The organism is Pseudomonas sp. (assembly GCF_048265905.1).
Taxonomy (GTDB): domain Bacteria; phylum Pseudomonadota; class Gammaproteobacteria; order Pseudomonadales; family Pseudomonadaceae; genus Aquipseudomonas.
Genome location: NZ_JBLXAP010000001.1, coordinates 341,710 through 361,008, shown reverse-complemented (window position 1 = coordinate 361,008; position 19,299 = coordinate 341,710). Strand labels below are relative to the sequence as shown.

Sequence of the window (19,299 nt, the reverse complement as noted above, 5' to 3'; positions counted from 1 at the left end):
TGGCGGTCAAAAAAAGCTATTTATGCTTGGATGCATAGGTATTAACAACAAAAAACCGCTCAGATGAGCGGTTTTTTGCAGCTGCGAAGCTTAGACCAGTGCTTCGCCGACATGCAGGATCTTCATGCCGTTGGTGCCACCGATGGTGTGGTAGCTGTCGCCCTTGGTCAGGATGACCCAGTCGCCGGGCTCAACCACGCCGCGTTTGAGCAGTTCGTCCACCGCCGCCTGGCTGACTTGCTCGGGCGGCAGCTCTGCTGGGTCGAAGGGTACTGTGTAAACCCCACGGAACATGGCTGCGCGTGCTTGCGTGCCACGGTGCGGGGAGAACGCGTAAATCGGGACTGATGAGCGAATCCGCGACATGATCAGTGGCGTATAGCCGCTTTCAGTCAACGCGATGATCGCTTTAACGCCCGGAAAATGGTTGGCGGTGTACATTGCCGCCAGCGCAATGCTCTCGTCGCAACGCTGGAAACGCTCGCCCATGCGGTGCTTAGAGGTTTTGCTGGTTGGGTGCTTTTCTGCGCCGATGCAAATACGTGCCATCGCCTGTACGGCTTCCAGTGGGTAAGCGCCTGCGGCACTTTCTGCCGAGAGCATGACCGCGTCGGTGTAGTCGAGCACGGCATTGGCCACGTCAGATACTTCAGCGCGGGTTGGCATCGGGTTTTGAATCATCGACTCCATCATCTGCGTTGCAGTGATTACAGCCTTGTTGTGCGTACGCGCATGCTGGATGATTTTCTTTTGAATGCCGACCAGCTCAGCGTCACCAATTTCAACGCCGAGGTCGCCACGGGCGACCATTACGGCATCACTGGCGCGGATCAGGCCGTCGAGGGTTTCGTCGTCGGCAACCGCTTCAGCGCGTTCAATCTTCGCCACCAGCCAGGCAGTGCCGCCCGACTCGTCACGCAATTGACGTGCGTACTCCATATCAGAGGCATCGCGCGGGAACGAGACGGCAAGGTAGTCCAGATCCATTTCAGCAGCGAGTTTGATATCGGCCTTGTCTTTTTCAGTCAGTGCTGGCGCAGTAAGGCCGCCGCCACGACGGTTAATACCTTTATGGTCAGAAAGTGGACCGCCAATCAGCACGGAGCAATGCAATGCGTCGGCGGCTGCAGACTCAACGCGCATCACAACGCGGCCGTCGTCGAGCAACAGCTCGTCACCCACGCCGCAGTCTTTAACCAGGTCCGGGTAGTCGATACCCACAATTTGTTGGTTACCTTCGGTCAGCGGGTGGCTGGTTGAGAAGGTGAAACTATCGCCAACGGCAAGCTCGATACGCTTGTTTGCGAACTTGGCGATACGAATTTTAGGGCCTTGCAGGTCACCGAGCAGCGCTACGTGGCGGCCATGTTTGGCGGCGAGCTCACGAACGAGGTTGGCGCGCGCTTTATGCTCGTCTGGTGTTCCGTGGGAGAAGTTCAAGCGAGCAACATCAAGGCCAGCGAGAATCAGTTGTTCAAGCACCTCTGGCGAGTTGCTGGACGGGCCAAGGGTGGCAACGATTTTGGTACGACGAAAGGTCATGCACAGACTCCTGAGTTGAAGCTGGCTGGGAGGCTACTACGCTGTAAGGCTGTAGTCATTGTTCATCTGCACTACCGGCTTATTTTATCTGTCACCGAATGGTGACACAGCGTCTGTACTGCGCTGTGTCCTCAATCATTACTTATTACAGGGTAGTAGAAGAACATGACGGCTTAATGCCGGTTAGATAGGGCCCTGATTCAATGCTCGATCAAGGTGTGCAGATGCCTTATGGCTCAGCTTGGGCTCAGGTTTTTGTTGCAGCAACTGACGAAGGTAAGCGATTGCTTTGTTGCGATTAGCGCGAGGGTTATCGGGGGCTTGATACATCAGCGCCATTTGATAAAGGGCCTTATGTTTGATAACCGCTGGCACGCCCGGGTCATCTACTGCCAGGCGGTAGAGTGCTTCAGCCTCGGCAACACGGTTCTTCAATACGGCGCGGCGTGAAAGCAAGGTCATGTCATGGTCTAGGCTTGGCTTGTTGAGGTCCAGATTCAGTTGCGGCTGCCAATGTGCGAGCAGTTCGCGTGAGTTTTTTTGTACGCCTTGTGCCGCGCGCTGCTCGATAATCAACAGCTTGTTGTGGCTGCGAATTGCAGCTTGGCTGCTGGGGAACTCGCGGTTTATTTGCAGCAGGTAGTCTCGTGCTTTGCTGTCGTCTCGCTGATCGTTGAAACGGTTCATGTAGATCAGGGCGATCTGGTAAAGGGCGATGGCCCGAATTTCGTTGCTAAGGTTGCGATCTCTATAGCCTGATAGATAGAGGTTCTCTGCCTGTGGGCTTTGGACATCGCGAATGGCCAGCGCACTGTAAGTCAGAAGGTCACCTTCTTCTTCAATTGCTGCGGTCATTCGGTTGGCTTTCAGGGCTTTGTATTCAACCACTTCACCCGTTGTTACTTGAGCTATAAACAATGGAGTAGTTGGAGCGCACGCGCTGATGGCCAAACAGCTGGAAAGCAGATACCTGACAAGGCGCTTAGGTAGCATTGTGCTTCCTTGCTCGTAGATTGAGTCCCGAGTTTAGGCGTGGACAAGTTGCTGGCAGTACCGATCTGAGGTTTGGGCTGAAGCTTTTGCCTAATGTGCCGATAGACTCTTCAGAAAAGGAGAGAGTGTATGCGAACCTTGTTGTTGATAACCCTGCTGTTAGCCATGTCGGGCTGTACGCGCTGGGCGCTTGATCGGCATCTGAACAGTGCTTATGAGGCGTATGACCAAGGTAACTGCGATAAGGCAATGCTGGAATTGTCCCAAGCTGAGCGTTACAGCCGGTCACGGCGTTATATTCAGCCGGAAATCTCACTACTGCGCGGACAGTGCCTTGAGCGTCAGAGTTTGTTTGTCGATGCTGCACAAACTTATGGCTTTATTATTAGTCGTTATCCCACCAGCGAATATGCATTTCGCGCCAAAGCACGCCTGCAAACGCTGAGTGAGCTGGGGCACAAGGTGACTCCGCCAGTGTTAAAAACGACTCATACTTCACTTTGAAGTTTGGTTGTTACGGGCTGTTAATTTATTGCTTGGAAACAGCACTCAATATTGCCGGATGAGGGAAATATGCGGTTGTTACTTTGCTTCTTTTTGCTGCCGGGACTCGCGGCGGCGGAGATTTATCGATGGACCGACGCTAAGGGACAGGTCCATTTCGACCAGCGACCAACGGGGCAGGGAGCCACAGCGGTTGAGGTCAAGCCGCAGGTGATTGAGCGTGATCAGGCCACCCGTGACAGCGAACAGCGCTCTGAACGATTCTATGATGCGCGCCGCCAAGAGCAGGCCCAAGCGGATGCAGCATCTGCGCAGCGCCGTAGTGAGCGTGAGGCGCAATGTCAGAAGTTACGCAGTAGCCTTGCGCAAATGCCCGAAGGCCGTCGTTATTATCGGGTTGAAGCGAGTGGTGAACGGACTTATTACAGTGATGCGCAACTGGATCAGGCGCGCGCACAGTTGCGTGAAAAAATCTCCAGTCGTTGTTTGTGAACTGGTCTAAATGCATAAGTACAGCCATACTATTTGGCTAAACATAGCGATATGCCATCATGCCAATGCAGCGACATATTGAGCGCCATCAACTACCTTATTATCTGAAGGTATATAACCGTATAACCGATAAACCTATGGGCTATATCGGCAACGTGTCTTACGACGGTCTGTTACTGGTCAGCGAGTTGCCGATGTTGGTTGCGGGCCGGTTCGATATGCGGATTAAGCTTCCTGGCCAGATCACACAATGCTTTATCGACTTTACAGCGACCTGCAAATGGTCCCGCGAAGATGTGACTCCCGGCTACTTTGACTCAGGCTTCTCGTTGACCGCCCCGCCAACTGAATACATTGAAATGGTTGAAGCCTTACGCGTCTATTTCAGCTTCCATCCGCTTTCGGCGTCTGCCTGAGTTTGCGCCGCATTTGAGTGCGCTGTAGGCATAAAAAACCGCCATTGAAGGCGGTTTTTTATGCAACTAATCCAACTTGGATCAAGCGTTTTCAGGCTCGTCGAGTTGCAGCAGGCGGTCGCAGCGCGCCTGAGCTTCACGGTAACGCTCAGCATCAGTCGCCAGCACATCACCCATCGCTGGGAAAATAGTGTTGAGCTTGCTGCTCCATTGTTCGGATTTAGCTTGTTCAGGGAAGCAGCGACGGATTAGATCGAGCATGATTGAGACCGTTACCGATGCACCTGGCGATGCCCCCAAAAGAGCTGCCAGAGAGCCGTCAGCCGCAGCAACTAGTTCCGTACCAAATTGCAGGATGCCGCCGCGTTTAGGGTCTTTCTTGATGATTTGCACGCGCTGACCTGCGACTTCAAGACGCCAATCAGCAGGGTTCAGTTCCGGGTAGAAGCCGCGCAGGGTTTCCAGGCGCTTCTCTTCCGATTGCAATACTTCCTTGATCAGGTAGCGGGTCAGGTCGAAGTTATCGCGGGCAACTGCGAGCATCGGGCCAATATTGTTTGGACGTACCGACAGCGGTAGGTCCATCAATGAGCCGTGACGCAAGAACTTGGTTGAGAAGCCAGCGTAAGGGCCGAACAAAAGCGACTTTTTACCGTCGACTACGCGCGTATCAAGGTGCGGTACCGACATAGGCGGAGAGCCAACCGCTGCCTGGCTGTAGACCTTGGCCTGGTGCTGTTTAACCACTTCCGGGTTGTCGCAGCGCAGCCACTGACCGCTGACCGGGAAGCCGCCGTAACCTTCACCTTCAGGGATGCCAGACTTCTGCAGCAGTGGCAGCGCCGCGCCGCCAGCACCGAGAAAGACGAACTTGGCTTGTACCTGACGATTGCTGCCATCTTTAACATTCTTGATGGTGACACGCCAGCCGTCGCCGCTGCGCTCAAGCCCAGTGACTTTCTGGTTGCACGTGACGAGTGCGTCTGGTTGCTTGGTCAAGTGATCGAGCAGGTGTTTGGTCAATGCACCGAAATTAACATCCGTACCGGCCATTACACGGGTTGCGGCGTTGCGTTCGTTCGGGTCGCGGCCCGGCATCATCAACGGCATCCACTGCGCCATGGTTTCGCGATCTTCGGTGTACTCCATCTTTTCAAAGGCGTGATGCTTGCTCAACGCTTCGAAGCGAGTTTTGAGAAACTCAATGCCCTTTTCGCCGCGGACAAAGCTCAAGTGCGGCACTGGATGGATAAAGCTTTTTGGCGAGCCGAGGCTGCCTTGTTCGAGCAAATAGGCCCAGAATTGCTTGGACTCTTCGAACTGTGTGTTGATGCTGACCGACTTCTTAATGTCGATCGAACCATCCGCTGCTTCAGGCGTGTAGTTCAGTTCACAGAGGCCAGCATGGCCGGTACCTGCGTTGTTCCACGGATTGGAGCTTTCAACGGCCCCAGAGTCCATAAGTTCAACAATTTCAAGCTTGATGGTCGTGTCGAGTTCTTTCAAAAGCACGGCCAAAGTCGCGCTCATGATACCGGCACCGACAAGCACCATATCGACTGATTCGTAATCGTTTTGCGCCATTACCACTTCTCCAAAATCAGCACCCAAGTCAAGGCTTAAAGCCTTCGCGTGAAACTTCGCAGGTCAGCAGTTGCTGAAGCCTCTAGCTGTTTGGGATTGGGTGATAACAGAGCGCTTGCCGCACGCAATGCTGTTCATATTTTCGCCACACTCTTGTGAAGTTGTTAAAACCGTTTTTTTCACGCTCTTTTGGAGACGTGAACCTCAAAAGTTCGCGCCGCTGTTTGGCGTGTGTCAGCCGTACGCTCAACTGATGCGGCACAAGATGCCAGCATTGTTGCACGACCAACTGATGGATTGCAGCCAAAGCAGGGGTGCGAAATGGGCGACTCTCTGTGGGCATTGCCGATGGCTTAAGCATCAGCGGGACGGCGAGGCCGATCAGGAGGCGTCCTTATAATCGGGGCGCGATTATAAGGCGAAAGAGGAAAAATTGATCGCCCTGTGTGACTTTTATTCTTCCGCCGGTCAGGCAGCCAACGGTTTTTTCCGATTTGAGTATGTGACGACCGGTGCAATTCTGGCATGGGCAGGCAGTGGCTTGTTGAGCCAGTTGAGGCGTTGCTCGCATACTTCAATCCAACCTAAGCCTTGTGGGGCTTGGCTTGACTGCTTAAAGGCACGGCAAACTCCGTGGCTGTCGAGCAGGGCAAAAGTACGCATTGGGTGGCGTGGCGAAAACAACGAACGCAATAGTGACATGGCTCAATCCCCCGCTAAAACAAAGACTAAAGTCTTATCTCACAAGCGCATTACAAGGCAGTTACAGGAACCTGCGGTGGCCTTTTAGACTCTTAATGCTTGGCGCTGTTAGCCTAGGTATACTGCTGGCAACTTTTTACGCCTCAATTTAGGGAGAAACGAGCATGCTGCACCGCCTGTTTATTGGTCTGTTAGCTATAGCGAGCCTGACACTGGCTGGCTGCGCACTCAGCCCTCAACAACTTAATCCCGACCCAAAGCTGACCGGTCCGCTCACCGCCGTTGGCCGTGGCCAGCCGGTTGTGGTCCGCGTGGTTGATGGACGCCCGTCTCCAGTGCTGGGCACGCGCGGCGGTTTGTACCCGGAAACCAGCTCAATTTCAGTCTCGGCCAATAGCATCGTGCCCAAACTGCAGGCTCAAGCAGAAGCTGCAGTACGCTTGCTGGGCTTCACCCCGACGGCAAACGCAGTCAATGCACCAACCTTGACCCTGACCTTGGCTGAATTGAAGTTCCAATCGCCGAAGGACAATATGTTCGTCAATGAGTCTGATATCAGCGCTACTATTCGTTCCGAGGTGCAAAACAGCACGCGTCGCTACACCGGCCGTTACGGCGCGTCGCTGAATCAACGTTCAGGCACTGCGCCTAATCAGGAAACCAATACCAAACTGGTTAGCGATGTACTCAGTGACGCGTTGACCCGTAGCTTTAAAGATCCAACGATTGGCCAGATTCTGGCTCAGTAATAGTTTTGCCCAGCCAACAAAAAGCCCGCTGATTGCGGGTTTTTTGTTGGCTGGGCGTTTAACTCGAAGGGCTCTTAAGCAACTTCTTCGTAGAGTTCGGGCAGGCTCAAGCCAGTGTGGGTATCGATATCAGGCAGGTCGTAATGTTCGTGACCGCCCATTGAGCAGTACACCAGCCAGTGATTGTCCTGGACATTGAAAGAAAGCTCATCAATCACATCGTCCACTTCATCCAGTGATTCGATCATGTAATCGTGGTCAACAGGTTGTGGGTTGAGCATGACAGTTTCCTCTTCTTTACCGTAGGAAGCGCGCCGCGCAGTGTTGCGTAGCTGCGTAACAAAGAGGATTCAAACATTAGGCCAGTTTTATGACGATTTTCAGACAGCTTTGATCTGAGCTTTTCATTCGTCGGAAGCGAATCATCTAAGTCCACGGTTGGCGTAAACTGCGCCGCTTTATTTCGGCCTTTGAGGCGCGCCGATCAGTTTTCAGCGGTGCGCTAACCCCACGGATTAGGGCTTGCTCAGCCATTTTGATCCCTAAAATGCGATTTTTCCGAGGCAGATAAGGCTTTTTATTTAGGGTTTATAAGCAATGCGGGCAGGTTTTGTCCCCTTGCTGGTGCGGCCCGTCGCAAGTTGCACCAATCTGATGTGGAGATGTTGATGTTATTGCAGCTGTTGTGGTCGTTGTTTACCGCGTATCCGAGGCGAACGGTGAATGCCTTGGCGCTGTTTTTTGCTTTGGCTGGAGGTCTGTTGCTGTTGATGACCCGTGTCCGTGAGCAGCGTGCGATAGCGCGTATGCTTGCCAGTGATGTCGACGCGCGGGTCGATGAGTCCGCAATGATTGATGCGCCAACACAGCGCCTGAATCAGTTTTTTTATGGCTTTGCCAGTGCGGCGTTGCTGTTTGGTTTGCTGTTATCTGAGGCGAGCACGCAACTCTAGGTTTGCGCGTAACTGATCTGAAAAAGGCAGCCTCAGGCTGCCTTTTTGGATTCAGCGTTGGGTTACAACGGCAAACCTGCTTTGACTCGATACTGGTTACGCACCGGGTTGGCGTATTGCAGGATCAAGTACGGTTGCTGTTCCGCTGGGCACGCAGCCAAGCGCTTACTCCACTGCTCTTTGGCAGCTTCAAGCTCGTCTTTGCCGAACAATTGAAGTGCTGGCGGCACCTGCAATTGAGGATCCTGCTCCGCCCACATTTCGTAAGCCAGATAGTGAACAGGGAACAAGCGGTAGTCGCCGAGAATGCATTTATCCATTTCGAGCGCCAGTTGCTTACTGTCTTCGCACTCACTCTCAATCGGCTTGCCAAAGTGGATATGCACACGGCCTTTGTAACCGGTGATACCCAGACCGATGCTTTGGTCATCTTCGCCAGCGGCTTTTTCATAGGTGCCGGTGGTGGCACGGATATACAGCTCACGGGCTTTGGCCAGATCGCAAGGGTCGTATTCATAGCTGATCGAAACAGGGGTCAGCTTCAGTGAGCGGATCACATCACCGAACGCTTCGGTTTTGCGGCTCATATGAAACATCTTCAGGATTGCCGAGTCAGTTCTGTCATCGCCATCTTTGGCGCGCCCTTCAGCTTGGGCGATCCAGATCGATTCACAATCATTGATAATCGAATGGCTGATATAGGCCGAGAGCAATTGGTATGCCGCCAGTTTTTCTCGCCGACCGCTGAGTGTCCGGTGCACGATAAAGCTTTTGTTGAGGCGCATCAGGTCGCTAACGAAAGGCTTTTGCAGTAAGTTGTCGCCAATCGCTATACGCGGTGTAGGCAAGCCTGCGTGGTACACCGCATAGTTGACAAAGGCCGGGTCCATCACGATGTCTCGGTGGTTGGCCAGCAGCAAATAAGCACTGCCGCGCTTGAGGCCCTCGACGCCTGAATAGGTGACGCCGTCGGTTGCATCTTCAATCGAGCGGTCAACGTAGGGTTCGACTTTGTCCTGCAAGGCAGAGACAGAATTGACCCCAATAAACTCTTTGCGCAGCCGATAGGCTATAAGTGGTTTAAGCAACCAGCCGAACGGTTTGGCCAAACGGGGGAAACGGAACTGGGTGAGGATGCCGAGAAATACGTCGTCCGCAAGCAATCGCGCCAGAACGGCGGGAACTTCGGCGTCGGCGTAGGGCCGGATGGAATCGAATTCGCCCATCATGATCTCATGTGGTTAGCCGGTTAGGTGCTACCGGTATTTTGAAGTAAACGTCCTGCAAATACTGTGGGTCTGCACAGCGGCGTATATCAACAGTAAGTGCATGGGCTTGCAATAGACCCACGATTATACCCTCAAGTCACACGGAGGCTGGGATGCTCGAAAGTCAGATGTATCAATGCCCATATTGCGGTGAGACAGTCGAGGCGCTGCTTGACCTGTCTGCCGGGGATCAGCAGTACATTGAAGACTGTGAAGTGTGTTGCCGGCCGATTGTCTTTGACCTCTCCACTAATGGTGAAGACTGGACGCTGGATGTCAGAGCGGAGAATGACTAATGCAACGGATCTACGAGCCGCAAGACTTGATCGAGGCTGAGCTGCTACTTGGCATGCTCGCAAGTGAAGGGATCGAAGCATTTATATCGGGGCGCCATCTCTCCGGTGCGGTTGGTGAGTTGCCGGCCAGCGGTTTGCTTGGCTTGATGGTTAATGATCGGCAGGCGGGGCAGGCGCGCGAGTTGATCACTGCGTACAATGGTGCGCAACCGCTACCGGGCGATGAACCCGAGAGCTATCAAGGCGAATTAGTCTGTTAGACCTATCGTCAGATTAAATCCGGCATGCATTGCATGGCCTGCTGCAAAATTGAGTAAAACCATGTGTGGACGTTATGCTTTTTTCCGTTGGTCGCCAGCATTTGCAGGGTTGCCGGGCTTCCCGCAGGACCAACAGCCACATTGGAGTATTTCGCCAAACTCGCAGGTGCTGTTGCTGCGTCGTGAAGCTGGCGAGCAAACCCTCAGCCGTGTGCGCTGGGGCTTAACGCCGCCTTGGCTGGTTGACCTCAGCAAGACACCGGCACAGGCGCGTGCTGAAACTGTCGCCGACCAGCCAATGTTTCGTGAGGCATTTCGCTTGCGTCGTGGTTTGCTGCCTGCCAATGGCTTTTACGAATGGCGTGGCACTACACGCAAGCGCCCTTACTGGCTGGCTGGCGACAGCCCGACGCTGTATTTCGCTGCGTTGTGGGAGGCGTATCCTGTTGATGGCGCTGTCTATTTAAGTGCTGCGGTGGTTACTCAGGCGGCAGCCAATCAGCGGCGGCCGTTGATTTTAAATGAGGCGCAGCAGCAACTCTGGCTTGATCCAGACACTCCTTTTGATGAGCTACTGATGATACTCACCAGTGCGCAGCCGGTATTGCGCGAGCGTGTATTGGCCAACTTTGTTAATGATCCCGCGCTTGATGCACCTGAGTGCCTGACACCGGCGTAATAGGGCGTTTTGACTTATTTGTTATTCTAAGAAATTCTTCACAAACAGCGGCTTATGCGTATGTTTTCCAGTTGCTCAGAGACGTTGTGCGGCCTAGCATAGTGGTCTTACCCAAAGGAGATTCAGGATGAAGAAGTCGTTGCCCGTAACGGCGCTCGCTGCGGCACTGCTGCTGGCTGGATGCCAAGCTGTGAACACCACAAGTGGCGGCGCTGTGGGCGTCGATCGCAAACAGTACATGTTCAGCATGCTCTCGACCGATGAAGTTAATCAGTCGTACGCTCAGTCGTATAAAGAGACAGTGGCTGCCGCCTCAAGCAAAGGCAAGTTGGAAAAAAACACGGCCGACGCCAAGCGCTTGCAAACCATTGCCAACCGCTTGATCAAGCAAGCGCCGAACTTTCGTCCTGACTCCGCGCAGTGGCAATGGGAAGTCAATTTAATTGATAGCCCGGAACTCAACGCCAATTGCGGCCCTGGCGGGAAGATTATTTTCTACAGCGGCCTGATCGACAAACTAAAGCTAACCGACGATGAGATCGCCGCGGTCATGGGCCATGAGATTGCTCACGCTCTGCGCGAGCATGGGCGTGAAGCCATGTCCAAGGCTTACGGCATCGAGATCGCCAAACAAGGTGCTGGCGCGTTATTGGGGCTGGGCCAGGATGTGATGGGGCTCACCGACTATGCGGTGCAATATGGTATGACGCTGCCAAATAGCCGGTCGAACGAAAACGAAGCGGACTTGATCGGTCTGGAGTTGGCCGCGCGTGCAGGTTATAACCCAAATGCTGCGGTTAGCCTGTGGAACAAGATGGCCAAGGCCAGCGAGGGCGCGCCACCGGAGTTTATGAGTACTCACCCTTCATCAGATAGCCGCATTGCCTCATTGCAAGCAGCGATTCCAAAGGTGATGCCGCTGTACCAGCAGGCCAAACGCTGAGACAAACCTTGTAAGTTAAATCGCCCAGTGACCGTATTGGTCTTCTGGGCTTTTTTATAGTCTCAGGAGTCGTTGTGAAGTACGCCGTCATTGGTTCTACCGGTTTATTGGGCCATCACGCCGCCCGCGCCATTCGTGCTGCAGGACATGAGCTGGTACTTATTCATCGGCCATCTTCGCGTATCGAGCGTCTTTCCTACTTGAGTCCCGAGTGTCGCAGTGCCGATCTGTTTGATCATGCAGCCTTGGTGCAGGCTTTAAGCGGTATAGATGGTGTGATCTTTAGCGCTGGCTACTACCCGACGCGGCCCCGGCGTTGGCAGGATGATGTGTCGAGTGCGCTGGATCTCAACAACCATTTCTATGCCGCATGCCTGGCCGCTGGTGTGCCGCGTATTGTCTATGTCGGTGCGGCGATTGCTTTGCCACGTGACCCGCAGGTTCGGCTCGGCAATGAAGGGCTGTTTTACCCATCAATGCCACAATGGCGTAATAGCTACTTACTGAGTAAATGGGCGCTTGATGAGCAGGCCCGAGAACAGGCCCGCAACGGTTTGCCGGTTATAACCGCGATTCCGGCCATGAGCTTGGGCGAATACGACAGCGGACCGAGTACCGGGCGTTTGATTACCGCCATCGCCAGTGGGAAAATGACTCGTTATGTGCAAGGCGCACGTAATGTTATTGATGCTGCCGATGCCGGACGAGGGCTGTTGCTGGCGCTGGAGAAAGGCCGGGTTGGCGAGCGTTATCTGCTGACTGGAGAAAACATCATGCTGTCTGAGCTGAGCGCAAAGATTGCTCAGCAGTTGGGCGTGCCAGCTCCCAAACCTGCATCGTTAAAAATAGTGCGGGTTATCGCCGCTCTTGGGCGTCTACGTTACCGCTTAACTGGCAAGCTACCGCTGCTCAGCGACACCGCAATTGCGGTGATGGCTGGCGGTCAGTTTCTCGACGGCAGCAAGGCGCGGGAGGAGTTGGGTTTTGTCGCCGAGCAGTCATTGGATGAGACCTTGGCGCGCACCATTAAGTGGTTTCGTGACAACGGCTATATCGATAAATGATTGTGTTTGCTCAGGCAGCGCAGCTGAATATAGCTGTGCCACCTGAGCAAATACCTTCAAGCTTCGGGTCGATTATAAATAACCGCTGAACTTGAGTGCTTGATAGGTCGCATACACTGCCAGAACCGCGAAGGCGCTTGCTGCCAAACGGCGAATCAGGGTGAGCGGCAGGCGTTCAGCGGCAAAGTTACCTGCCAGAACCACAGGTACGTTGGCAATCAACATGCCCAGCGTGGTGCCGATGACAACCAAAATAAAATGCGGGTATTGCGCTGCCAGCATCACCGTCGCGACTTGGGTCTTATCGCCCATCTCAGCCAGAAAGAATGCGATCAAGGTCGTCAGGAACGGTCCATAACGCTTGAGGCCTGAGGCTTCATCGTCATCGAGTTTATCTGGCACCAGTGTCCATAACGCTACGGCGATAAACGAGATTGCCAGCACCCAGCTTAGCGTGGCGGGAGAGAAGAACCCTGCAACCCAATTGCCGACGGCACCCGCTAGAAAATGGTTGGCCAGTGTCGCCGCGATGATACCCGCGATAATTGGCCAGGGTTTGCGAAAGCGCGCAGCCAGCAATAGCGCAAGCAGTTGCGTCTTATCGCCGATTTCAGCCAAGGCAACGATTAGGGTTGGGACGGTTAGAGATTCAAGCATCAGGTTTCCGAAGGGGCGGGTCAAAACGGCTATGACACGTACAGCCTTCCCGCCCCGGGTAAGGTGTGCGTGTCATAGGTCTTGTCAAACCGCTGGCCGCTTGGGCCTGGGTCGCACTCGCCATGGTCTGTTGACCAAGTATGTTGACGAGCGCCGGGCAAACTCGCTGCTGAGCAGGGCTTGCGGGAGACTACTCCCCTAGGACGCGAGCATTCTGCCTAAACAGGCAAGGTTGGGCAAGTTGAATTAACCAAGCGCTCAGTTTTTTCGTGCGTCATAAATACGAAAACCCTTGGCCTCGGCTTGTGTCGTGCAGGCGCCAAGGTGCTGTTCGATCAATGCTGGGTATTTCAGGAAGCTGTTGGCAACGATGCGCAACTGACCACCGTGCTTTAGGTGTTTCTCAGCCTGACGCAGCAGGTTTTCGCTGGCATGGTAGTGCGTGTGCACACCTTGGTGAAACGGCGGGTTGCTGAGGATGGTACTTAGCTCAAACGGCGCGGCGTCAATGCCGTCGCCACAGATCACATCGGCTTCAAGGTTGTTTTGCGCCAGCGTCAGGCGGCTACTGGCAACTGCAAAGGCATCGACATCAAGCATGCTCACACGGCTATCTGGATAGCGGCGTTTCAGGGCTGAGCCCAAGACCCCGGCGCCACAGCCAAAATCGAGTATATGCCCGCTTTGCAGGCCATCAAGGTGCTCCAGCAGCAGTTGGCTGCCGATATCCAGGCGGCCGTGGCTGAATACGCCAGGCAGGCTAACAATCGTTAATGGGCCGTCAGGCAGTTGCAGTGTGTAGTGCTGCGCTAATGCAGTCAGGTCAGGCGCTGGTGGGGCATTATCAATCCGCACCTGCCAAAGCTGACAGTGACGAGCGCTGTCGAGTTTACGTGGCTTGCCGAATGCCGCCATTTGTTTGGCTGCGCGCTCAATGCCCGCACGTTTTTCACCGACCAAGAATAGTTCGCGTCCCGGCAGCACTGCGGCCAGAGCGTTGAGCAGGTATTCGGTCAGTTCGCGGGATTTAGGCAGAAACAGCACGCCGGCTTCTGCTGAGGTTTGCGGGGCGCTGACACCAAAGTGATTGCGCCCGGCAAAGCGGGCTTCAAGCAGAGCGTGATCACCTGCATGCCAGCTCCAGCTTTGCGCATCCGGCAGATGCCCGAGCAAATCATCGCTGGGCAGTCCCGCCAAGAGTAGTGGGCCGGCAAACAGCTCTGCCTGTCGCAGCAGCACTTCGCTTCGCGGGTCCATGATCGCTCCTCTATCTAAAAAGGCGCGCAGCTTAGCTGACTACGCGACGCGCTGCACCGCTGAAAAATGCCTGAGCATTCTCCGCCATCTGTACCACGATACGTTGGCGTGCTTCTTTACTGCCCCATGCGCTGTGTGGCGTGATGATCAAACGAGGAATGTCACCCGCCAGCAAAGGATTGTCGCTGGTAGGCGGCTCCTGAGTGAGAACATCGGTTGCAGCCCCGCCCAGATGCCCGCTGCGCAAGCTGTCGGCCAATGCTTGTTCATTAATCAAGCCGCCGCGCGCGGTATTGATGATGTAAGCGGTTGGTTTCATCAGCTTGAGCTGTTCAGCACCGAGCATGTTTTCGGTGTCGGCGTTGAGCGGACAGTGCAGGGTGAGTGCATCAATCTGTGGCAACAGCTCGGCCAGCGGCAGACGATCAGGGCGAGCGGGACGGCCTGGAATTTGGCCGATCAGAATACGCATGCCAAAGGCTTCTGCCAGTTTAACAACCGCACCGCCAAGCTCACCGTGGCCGAGCACGCCAAGGGTTTTGCCTTCAAGTTCAACGATTGGATAATCAAGCAAACAAAACTGCGACGATTTTTGCCACAAACCAGCTGCTACGTCACGTTGGTAATCCGGTAGGCGAGTTGCCATGGCCAGCAGCAGCATCAAGGTATGTTGAGCAACCGAAGGTGTCCCGTAGCCTTGGCAGTTGCACACGGTCACTCCGTGCTCACGCGCCGCATTCAGATCGACGTTGTTAGTGCCGGTTGCTGAGATCAGAATCAGCTTGAGGTCAGGGCAGGCCTTCAGCGTTTGCGCGTTGATTATGGTCTTGTTGATGATGGCTACTTGAGCACCTTGCAGGCGTTCGATGATCTGTTGCGGGGCAGTGCGATCATGCACGCGTAACTCGCCAAAGGCTTGCTGCAATGGCGCCATGTCGAGGTCGCCGAGGTCAAGAGAACTGTGGTCGAGGAATACTGCGAGGTGACTGTTGCTCATCAGCTGTACCTTTATTTTGCGGATGGAAAGGGCGTAGTCTTGAAGACTAACAGACTCATGGGAACGAAGACTGCCATGTATTGGGCCGAGTTTTTTACCGTAGCATTAATTCATCTGCTCGCTGTCGCCAGTCCCGGCCCTGACTTTGCGATTGTCGTTCGCGAGAGTGTTGGCTCTGGACGTCGTGCAGGAATCTTTACTGCCCTTGGTGTTGGCGTCGGTATTTTTGTTCATGTTGCCTATTCTTTGCTCGGCATTGGCCTGATCGTATCGCAATCGATCGTGCTATTTAATGCATTGAAGTGGCTGGCTGCGGCTTATTTGCTCTACATCGGTATCAAAGCTCTGCGCGCCAAGCCAGCAGACCCGGCCAGCCTTGATCTGGATAAACCTATTGATGAGCGCTCAGCGCGTGGGGCTTTTGTCACTGGTTTTGTTACCAATGGGCTTAACCCTAAAGCCACATTATTTTTCTTGTCACTGTTTACCGTGGTGATCAATCCACACACGCCGCTGCTGGTACAGGCCGGCTACGGGGTGTATTTGGCGGCGGCTACGGCATTGTGGTTCTGTCTGGTGGCGATGCTGTTTAGTCACCAACGTGTACGTGCTGGCTTTGCCCGGATGGGACACTGGTTTGACCGGTTGATGGGCGTGGTGTTGGTGGGGTTGGGTATAAAACTGGCGTTTACCTCTGTGCACTAGAAACCTTGTCTGTAAGCAGCAAAACGCCCGGCATCAAGCCGGGCGTTGTTTTTGCGAGACGGTAATTACAACAGTTCAACTGCCACAGCAGTGGCCTCACCACCACCGATACACAGTGCTGCTACGCCACGCTTGCCGCCGGTGTTTTTCAGGGCATTGATCAGCGTCAGAATAATTCGCGAACCAGTAGAACCAACCGGATGGCCCTGGGCGCAAGCCCCTCCGTAGATGTTGACCTTGCTGTGGTCGAGATTGTGTTCGCGCATTGCCAGCATGGTCACCATGGCAAAGGCTTCGTTAATCTCAAACAGATCAACCTGATCTGCGCTCCAACCTGTTTTGTTAAACAGGTTGGTCATTGCACCAACTGGCGCAAGCGTGAATTCACTGGGGTCCTGGCTTTGAGTGGCATGGCCAACGATTTTTGCCAGCGGTTTGAGGCCACGCTTGGCTGCTTCTTCAGCGCTCATCATAACCAGTGCCGAGGCACCATCGGAGATGGAACTGGCGTTGGCCGCGGTGATGGTGCCATCCTTTTTGAAGGCCGGGCGCAGGCTTGGGATTTTCTCCATGTTGGCATTGTGCGGCTGCTCATCATCCTTAATCACAACCTCGCCTTTGCGACTGCTGACTGTGACCGGAACGATTTCGGCGTCGAGCGAGCCGTTGCTGATCGCCGCTTGAGCACGTTTAAGCGACTCAATGGCGTAGGCGTCCATTTCCTCACGGCTAATCCCATGGGCGTCGGCAGTTTCTTGGGCAAAGGAACCCATCAGACGACCCGTACGTGCGTCTTCCAAACCGTCGAGAAACATGTGGTCTTTGATTTCGCCGTGGCCCATACGCAAGCCATTGCGCGCTTTCTCCAAGACATATGGCGCGTTAGACATGCTCTCCATACCGCCAGCAACCATGATCTTGCTGCTGCCCGCTTTAATCAGATCGTGGGCCAGCATTACCGCTTTCATGCCCGAGCCACAGAGCTTGTTGATAGTGGTGCAACCGGTTTTGCTTGGCAGACCTGCGTTCAGCGAAGCTTGACGAGCGGGGCCTTGTTTTAGGCCCGCAGGCAGCACACAGCCCATAATTACTTCTTCTACATCGTCTGGGGCAATGCCAGCCCGGTTGACCGCTTCACGAATAACAGTGGCGCCAAGCTCGACAGCCGGAACGCTGGATAAGTTGCCCTGAAAGCCGCCCATTGGGGTACGAGCGCCGCTAACGATGACAATCTCAGACATGGTTGTTACCTCATAAACAAAGGGTATAAATCGATACGGAGGACGAATTGTGACTTACATGTACTTGAGTGATGCAGTGTGACTTAAGTTGGTTTTATAGTCATATTTCAAATCATTCTTTTGGTTGATTTGCGTCTTGCTAGAGCGTTCTAGAGTCTTAGCGACTCAAATACCCGAATGTCGAAAGGTGCCAAATGTTGCAAACTCGGATAATTCCTCCTTCAGCTAATGCACATCAATCGCCTCTATTGCTAAAGAGCTTGCTGCTTTCAGGCGGGCGTTATGAAAAAACCCGTGAAATCGTTTATCGCGACCAAGTTCGCTACGACTACAAAACACTGAATCAGCGTATTGCGCGTTTAGCCAATGTTCTCAGCGAAGCAGGTGTCAAGGCTGGGGATACTGTCGCTGTGATGGACTGGGACAGTCACCGTTATCTTGAATGCATGTTTGCCGTGCCGATGATCGGAGCGGTGCTGCATACCATCAATATCCGTTTGTCCGCAGAGCAAATCCTCTACACCATGAATCATGCTGAGGATAAGTTTGTTCTGGTCAATACTGAGTTTGTCGAACTCTACAACGGCTTGGCGGATCAGTTGACCACCGTTGAGAAGACGCTGTTACTGACCGATACAGCGCTTAAAACCTCGAGCCTTCCTGATTGCGTGGGTGAATACGAAGAACTGCTTGCGGGTGCGAGCCCGAGCTATGACTTTGCTGATTTTGATGAGAACTCAGTCGCGACTACTTTCTATACCACCGGCACTACAGGTAATCCGAAGGGTGTGTATTTCACGCACCGTCAGTTGGTGTTGCATACCCTTGCATTAGGCACGACTGTTGGCTCTCTCGATAGCATACGTTTGCTCGGCAACAGCGATGTTTATATGCCCATTACGCCGATGTTTCACGTGCACGCCTGGGGTATTCCATATGTGGCGACCATGCTCGGGATCAAGCAGGTTTATCCGGGGCGCTATGAACCTGAACTGCTGTGCAAGTTGATCCGCGAAGAAAAAGTAACCTTCTCGCACTGTGTTCCGACCATTTTGCAGATGCTGCTTAACAGCCCAAGCGCCAAGGGCCATGACTTTGGCGGGATGAAAATGATCATTGGCGGCAGCTCGTTGAACCGTGCTGTTTACGATGCAGCCAAAACGGCTGGTATCCAGTTGACTGCGGCGTATGGCATGTCGGAAACCTGCCCATTGATTTCCTGTGGCTACCTCAATGCGGAGTTGCAAGCGGGCAGCGAAGATGAGCGCATTACCTATCGCATCAAGGCCGGCGTTCCCGTGCCAATGGTTGAAGCGGTCATCATGGATAGCGCGGGCAAAATTCTTCCATCTGACGGTGAAACCCAAGGAGAGTTGGTGCTGCGTTCGCCTTGGTTAACCCAAGGTTACTTCCGTGAGCCTGAGAAAGGTGAGGAGTTGTGGCAACACGGCTGGATGCACACTGGTGACGTTGCGACGATTGACGGCATGGGTGTAATTGATATTCGCGACCGGATTAAAGATGTGATTAAAACTGGCGGTGAGTGGTTGTCATCACTTGCCCTTGAAGACCTTATTAGTCGCTGCAGCGTTGTGCGTGAAGTGGCAGTGGTTGGAGTGGCTGATCCGCAGTGGGGTGAACGACCATTTGCCTTGATAGTGCTGCATGAAGGTCAGCAGTTGGACGCTAAAGGATTAAAAGAACATCTCAAGCCTTTTGTTGAGCAGGGCCACATTAATAAGTGGGCGATTCCAACGCAAATTGCGCTTGTTACTGAAATTCCCAAGACTAGTGTGGGCAAGCTGGATAAGAAACGAATTCGCGTGGATATCGCCCAATGGCAAGCAGCCGGTAGCGAATTTCTGTCGACGTTATAGCCAATGTAAGTCGAAGGTTTGACTGTGACTGATCAGTCAAACAAGCGTTTGGCTTGCTAATTGCTATTTACTAGCCATTCTTGCTTTAGCGGCACATTGCTATATGCGGTGAAACCGTTG

At 53.8% G+C, this 19,299-nt stretch carries 22 protein-coding genes and 1 riboswitch; of the genes, 12 read left to right on the top strand and 10 right to left on the bottom strand.

Annotated features, from left to right (window positions below; genetic code table 11):
* Positions 1-90 precede the first annotated feature (90 nt).
* Entirely contained in the window at positions 91-1,542 is a 1,452-nt protein-coding gene (pyk, locus tag ACN0UH_RS01690) for a pyruvate kinase (RefSeq protein WP_417660425.1), read from the bottom strand.
* Between the two features lie 183 nt (positions 1,543-1,725).
* The gene (locus ACN0UH_RS01685) at positions 1,726-2,535 is read right to left on the bottom strand and encodes an outer membrane assembly lipoprotein YfiO (protein WP_417660424.1); all 810 of its coding nucleotides are present in this window, start codon (positions 2,533-2,535) and stop codon (positions 1,726-1,728) included.
* 129 nt (positions 2,536-2,664) lie between these two features.
* Here ACN0UH_RS01685 and ACN0UH_RS01680 point away from each other — a divergent pair, with 129 nt between their 5' ends.
* The 3 genes from ACN0UH_RS01680 to ACN0UH_RS01670 all read left to right on the top strand — a co-directional run bounded on the left by ACN0UH_RS01680 (position 2,665) and on the right by ACN0UH_RS01670 (position 3,947).
* The gene (locus ACN0UH_RS01680) at positions 2,665-3,039 is read left to right on the top strand and encodes a tetratricopeptide repeat protein (RefSeq protein ID WP_417660423.1); all 375 of its coding nucleotides are present in this window, start codon (positions 2,665-2,667) and stop codon (positions 3,037-3,039) included.
* A 69-nt stretch (positions 3,040-3,108) separates the two neighbouring features.
* On the top strand, positions 3,109-3,531 hold the full coding sequence (locus tag ACN0UH_RS01675; RefSeq protein WP_417660422.1) for a DUF4124 domain-containing protein: 423 nt from the start codon (positions 3,109-3,111) through the stop codon (positions 3,529-3,531).
* A gap of 59 nt (positions 3,532-3,590) precedes the next feature.
* On the top strand, positions 3,591-3,947 hold the full coding sequence (locus ACN0UH_RS01670; protein ID WP_417660421.1) for a PilZ domain-containing protein: 357 nt from the start codon (positions 3,591-3,593) through the stop codon (positions 3,945-3,947).
* 81 nt (positions 3,948-4,028) lie between these two features.
* Here the strand turns inward: ACN0UH_RS01670 and mqo are convergent, their stop codons facing one another.
* Together mqo and ACN0UH_RS01660 are read right to left on the bottom strand one after the other, a co-directional pair.
* Positions 4,029-5,531, bottom strand: coding sequence for a malate dehydrogenase (quinone) (mqo, locus tag ACN0UH_RS01665; RefSeq protein WP_417660420.1), 1,503 nt, complete (start codon positions 5,529-5,531; stop codon positions 4,029-4,031).
* Positions 5,532-5,999: 468 nt separating this feature from the next.
* A complete protein-coding gene (locus ACN0UH_RS01660) occupies positions 6,000-6,233 on the bottom strand; it encodes a hypothetical protein (RefSeq protein WP_417660419.1) in 234 nt (77 codons plus the stop codon).
* Positions 6,234-6,397: 164 nt separating this feature from the next.
* Between ACN0UH_RS01660 and ACN0UH_RS01655 the strand changes: the two genes are divergently transcribed.
* On the top strand, positions 6,398-6,982 hold the full coding sequence (locus tag ACN0UH_RS01655) for a YajG family lipoprotein (RefSeq protein WP_417660418.1): 585 nt from the start codon (positions 6,398-6,400) through the stop codon (positions 6,980-6,982).
* Between the two features lie 74 nt (positions 6,983-7,056).
* Here ACN0UH_RS01655 and ACN0UH_RS01650 read toward each other — a convergent pair whose 3' ends face one another.
* On the bottom strand, positions 7,057-7,263 hold the full coding sequence (locus ACN0UH_RS01650) for a hypothetical protein (RefSeq protein WP_417660417.1): 207 nt from the start codon (positions 7,261-7,263) through the stop codon (positions 7,057-7,059).
* 387 nt (positions 7,264-7,650) lie between these two features.
* Between ACN0UH_RS01650 and ACN0UH_RS01645 the strand changes: the two genes are divergently transcribed.
* Positions 7,651-7,935: a hypothetical protein gene (locus ACN0UH_RS01645; RefSeq protein WP_417660416.1), complete on the top strand. Its 285-nt coding sequence runs from the start codon at positions 7,651-7,653 to the stop codon at positions 7,933-7,935.
* A 62-nt stretch (positions 7,936-7,997) separates the two neighbouring features.
* Here the strand turns inward: ACN0UH_RS01645 and ACN0UH_RS01640 are convergent, their stop codons facing one another.
* A complete protein-coding gene (locus ACN0UH_RS01640) occupies positions 7,998-9,161 on the bottom strand; it encodes a 1-acyl-sn-glycerol-3-phosphate acyltransferase (RefSeq protein ID WP_417660415.1) in 1,164 nt (387 codons plus the stop codon).
* Positions 9,162-9,316: 155 nt separating this feature from the next.
* Here ACN0UH_RS01640 and ACN0UH_RS01635 point away from each other — a divergent pair, with 155 nt between their 5' ends.
* The 5 genes from ACN0UH_RS01635 to ACN0UH_RS01615 all read left to right on the top strand — a co-directional run bounded on the left by ACN0UH_RS01635 (position 9,317) and on the right by ACN0UH_RS01615 (position 12,445).
* On the top strand, positions 9,317-9,499 hold the full coding sequence (locus ACN0UH_RS01635; RefSeq protein WP_087517977.1) for a CPXCG motif-containing cysteine-rich protein: 183 nt from the start codon (positions 9,317-9,319) through the stop codon (positions 9,497-9,499).
* Complete coding sequence (locus ACN0UH_RS01630; protein ID WP_417660414.1) at positions 9,499-9,759, top strand: DUF2007 domain-containing protein; 261 nt, start codon at positions 9,499-9,501, stop codon at positions 9,757-9,759. The genes ACN0UH_RS01635 and ACN0UH_RS01630 overlap by 1 nt, the downstream gene beginning before the upstream one ends.
* 61 nt (positions 9,760-9,820) lie before the next feature.
* Complete coding sequence (locus ACN0UH_RS01625) at positions 9,821-10,438, top strand: SOS response-associated peptidase (RefSeq protein WP_417660413.1); 618 nt, start codon at positions 9,821-9,823, stop codon at positions 10,436-10,438.
* Positions 10,439-10,565: 127 nt separating this feature from the next.
* Positions 10,566-11,381, top strand: a complete 816-nt coding sequence (locus ACN0UH_RS01620; RefSeq protein WP_417660412.1) for a M48 family metallopeptidase — start codon at positions 10,566-10,568, stop codon at positions 11,379-11,381.
* Between the two features lie 74 nt (positions 11,382-11,455).
* Positions 11,456-12,445: an NAD-dependent epimerase/dehydratase family protein gene (locus ACN0UH_RS01615; RefSeq protein ID WP_417660411.1), complete on the top strand. Its 990-nt coding sequence runs from the start codon at positions 11,456-11,458 to the stop codon at positions 12,443-12,445.
* Between the two features lie 72 nt (positions 12,446-12,517).
* On the opposite strand, the gene ACN0UH_RS01610 is transcribed toward ACN0UH_RS01615, so the two are convergent.
* The 3 genes from ACN0UH_RS01610 to ACN0UH_RS01600 form a co-directional block, all read right to left on the bottom strand.
* Positions 12,518-13,102, bottom strand: a complete 585-nt coding sequence (locus ACN0UH_RS01610; protein WP_417660410.1) for a TMEM165/GDT1 family protein — start codon at positions 13,100-13,102, stop codon at positions 12,518-12,520.
* A gap of 9 nt (positions 13,103-13,111) precedes the next feature.
* Positions 13,112-13,313, bottom strand: a riboswitch (yybP-ykoY riboswitch).
* 47 nt (positions 13,314-13,360) lie between these two features.
* Positions 13,361-14,359 carry a methyltransferase gene (locus ACN0UH_RS01605; RefSeq protein WP_417660409.1) on the bottom strand — a complete coding sequence of 333 codons (999 nt, stop codon included), beginning with the start codon at positions 14,357-14,359 and terminating at the stop codon, positions 13,361-13,363.
* A 31-nt stretch (positions 14,360-14,390) separates the two neighbouring features.
* Positions 14,391-15,356, bottom strand: a complete 966-nt coding sequence (locus ACN0UH_RS01600; protein WP_417660408.1) for a 2-hydroxyacid dehydrogenase — start codon at positions 15,354-15,356, stop codon at positions 14,391-14,393.
* 75 nt (positions 15,357-15,431) lie between these two features.
* On the opposite strand from ACN0UH_RS01600, the gene ACN0UH_RS01595 reads away from it, so the two are divergent.
* Positions 15,432-16,061, top strand: coding sequence for a LysE family translocator (locus ACN0UH_RS01595; RefSeq protein ID WP_417660698.1), 630 nt, complete (start codon positions 15,432-15,434; stop codon positions 16,059-16,061).
* Positions 16,062-16,126: 65 nt separating this feature from the next.
* Here ACN0UH_RS01595 and ACN0UH_RS01590 read toward each other — a convergent pair whose 3' ends face one another.
* Complete coding sequence (locus ACN0UH_RS01590; RefSeq protein ID WP_417660407.1) at positions 16,127-17,302, bottom strand: acetyl-CoA C-acyltransferase; 1,176 nt, start codon at positions 17,300-17,302, stop codon at positions 16,127-16,129.
* A gap of 194 nt (positions 17,303-17,496) precedes the next feature.
* Here ACN0UH_RS01590 and ACN0UH_RS01585 point away from each other — a divergent pair, with 194 nt between their 5' ends.
* The gene (locus ACN0UH_RS01585; RefSeq protein WP_417660406.1) at positions 17,497-19,179 is read left to right on the top strand and encodes a fatty acid--CoA ligase; all 1,683 of its coding nucleotides are present in this window, start codon (positions 17,497-17,499) and stop codon (positions 19,177-19,179) included.
* Positions 19,180-19,299: the final 120 nt, after the last annotated feature.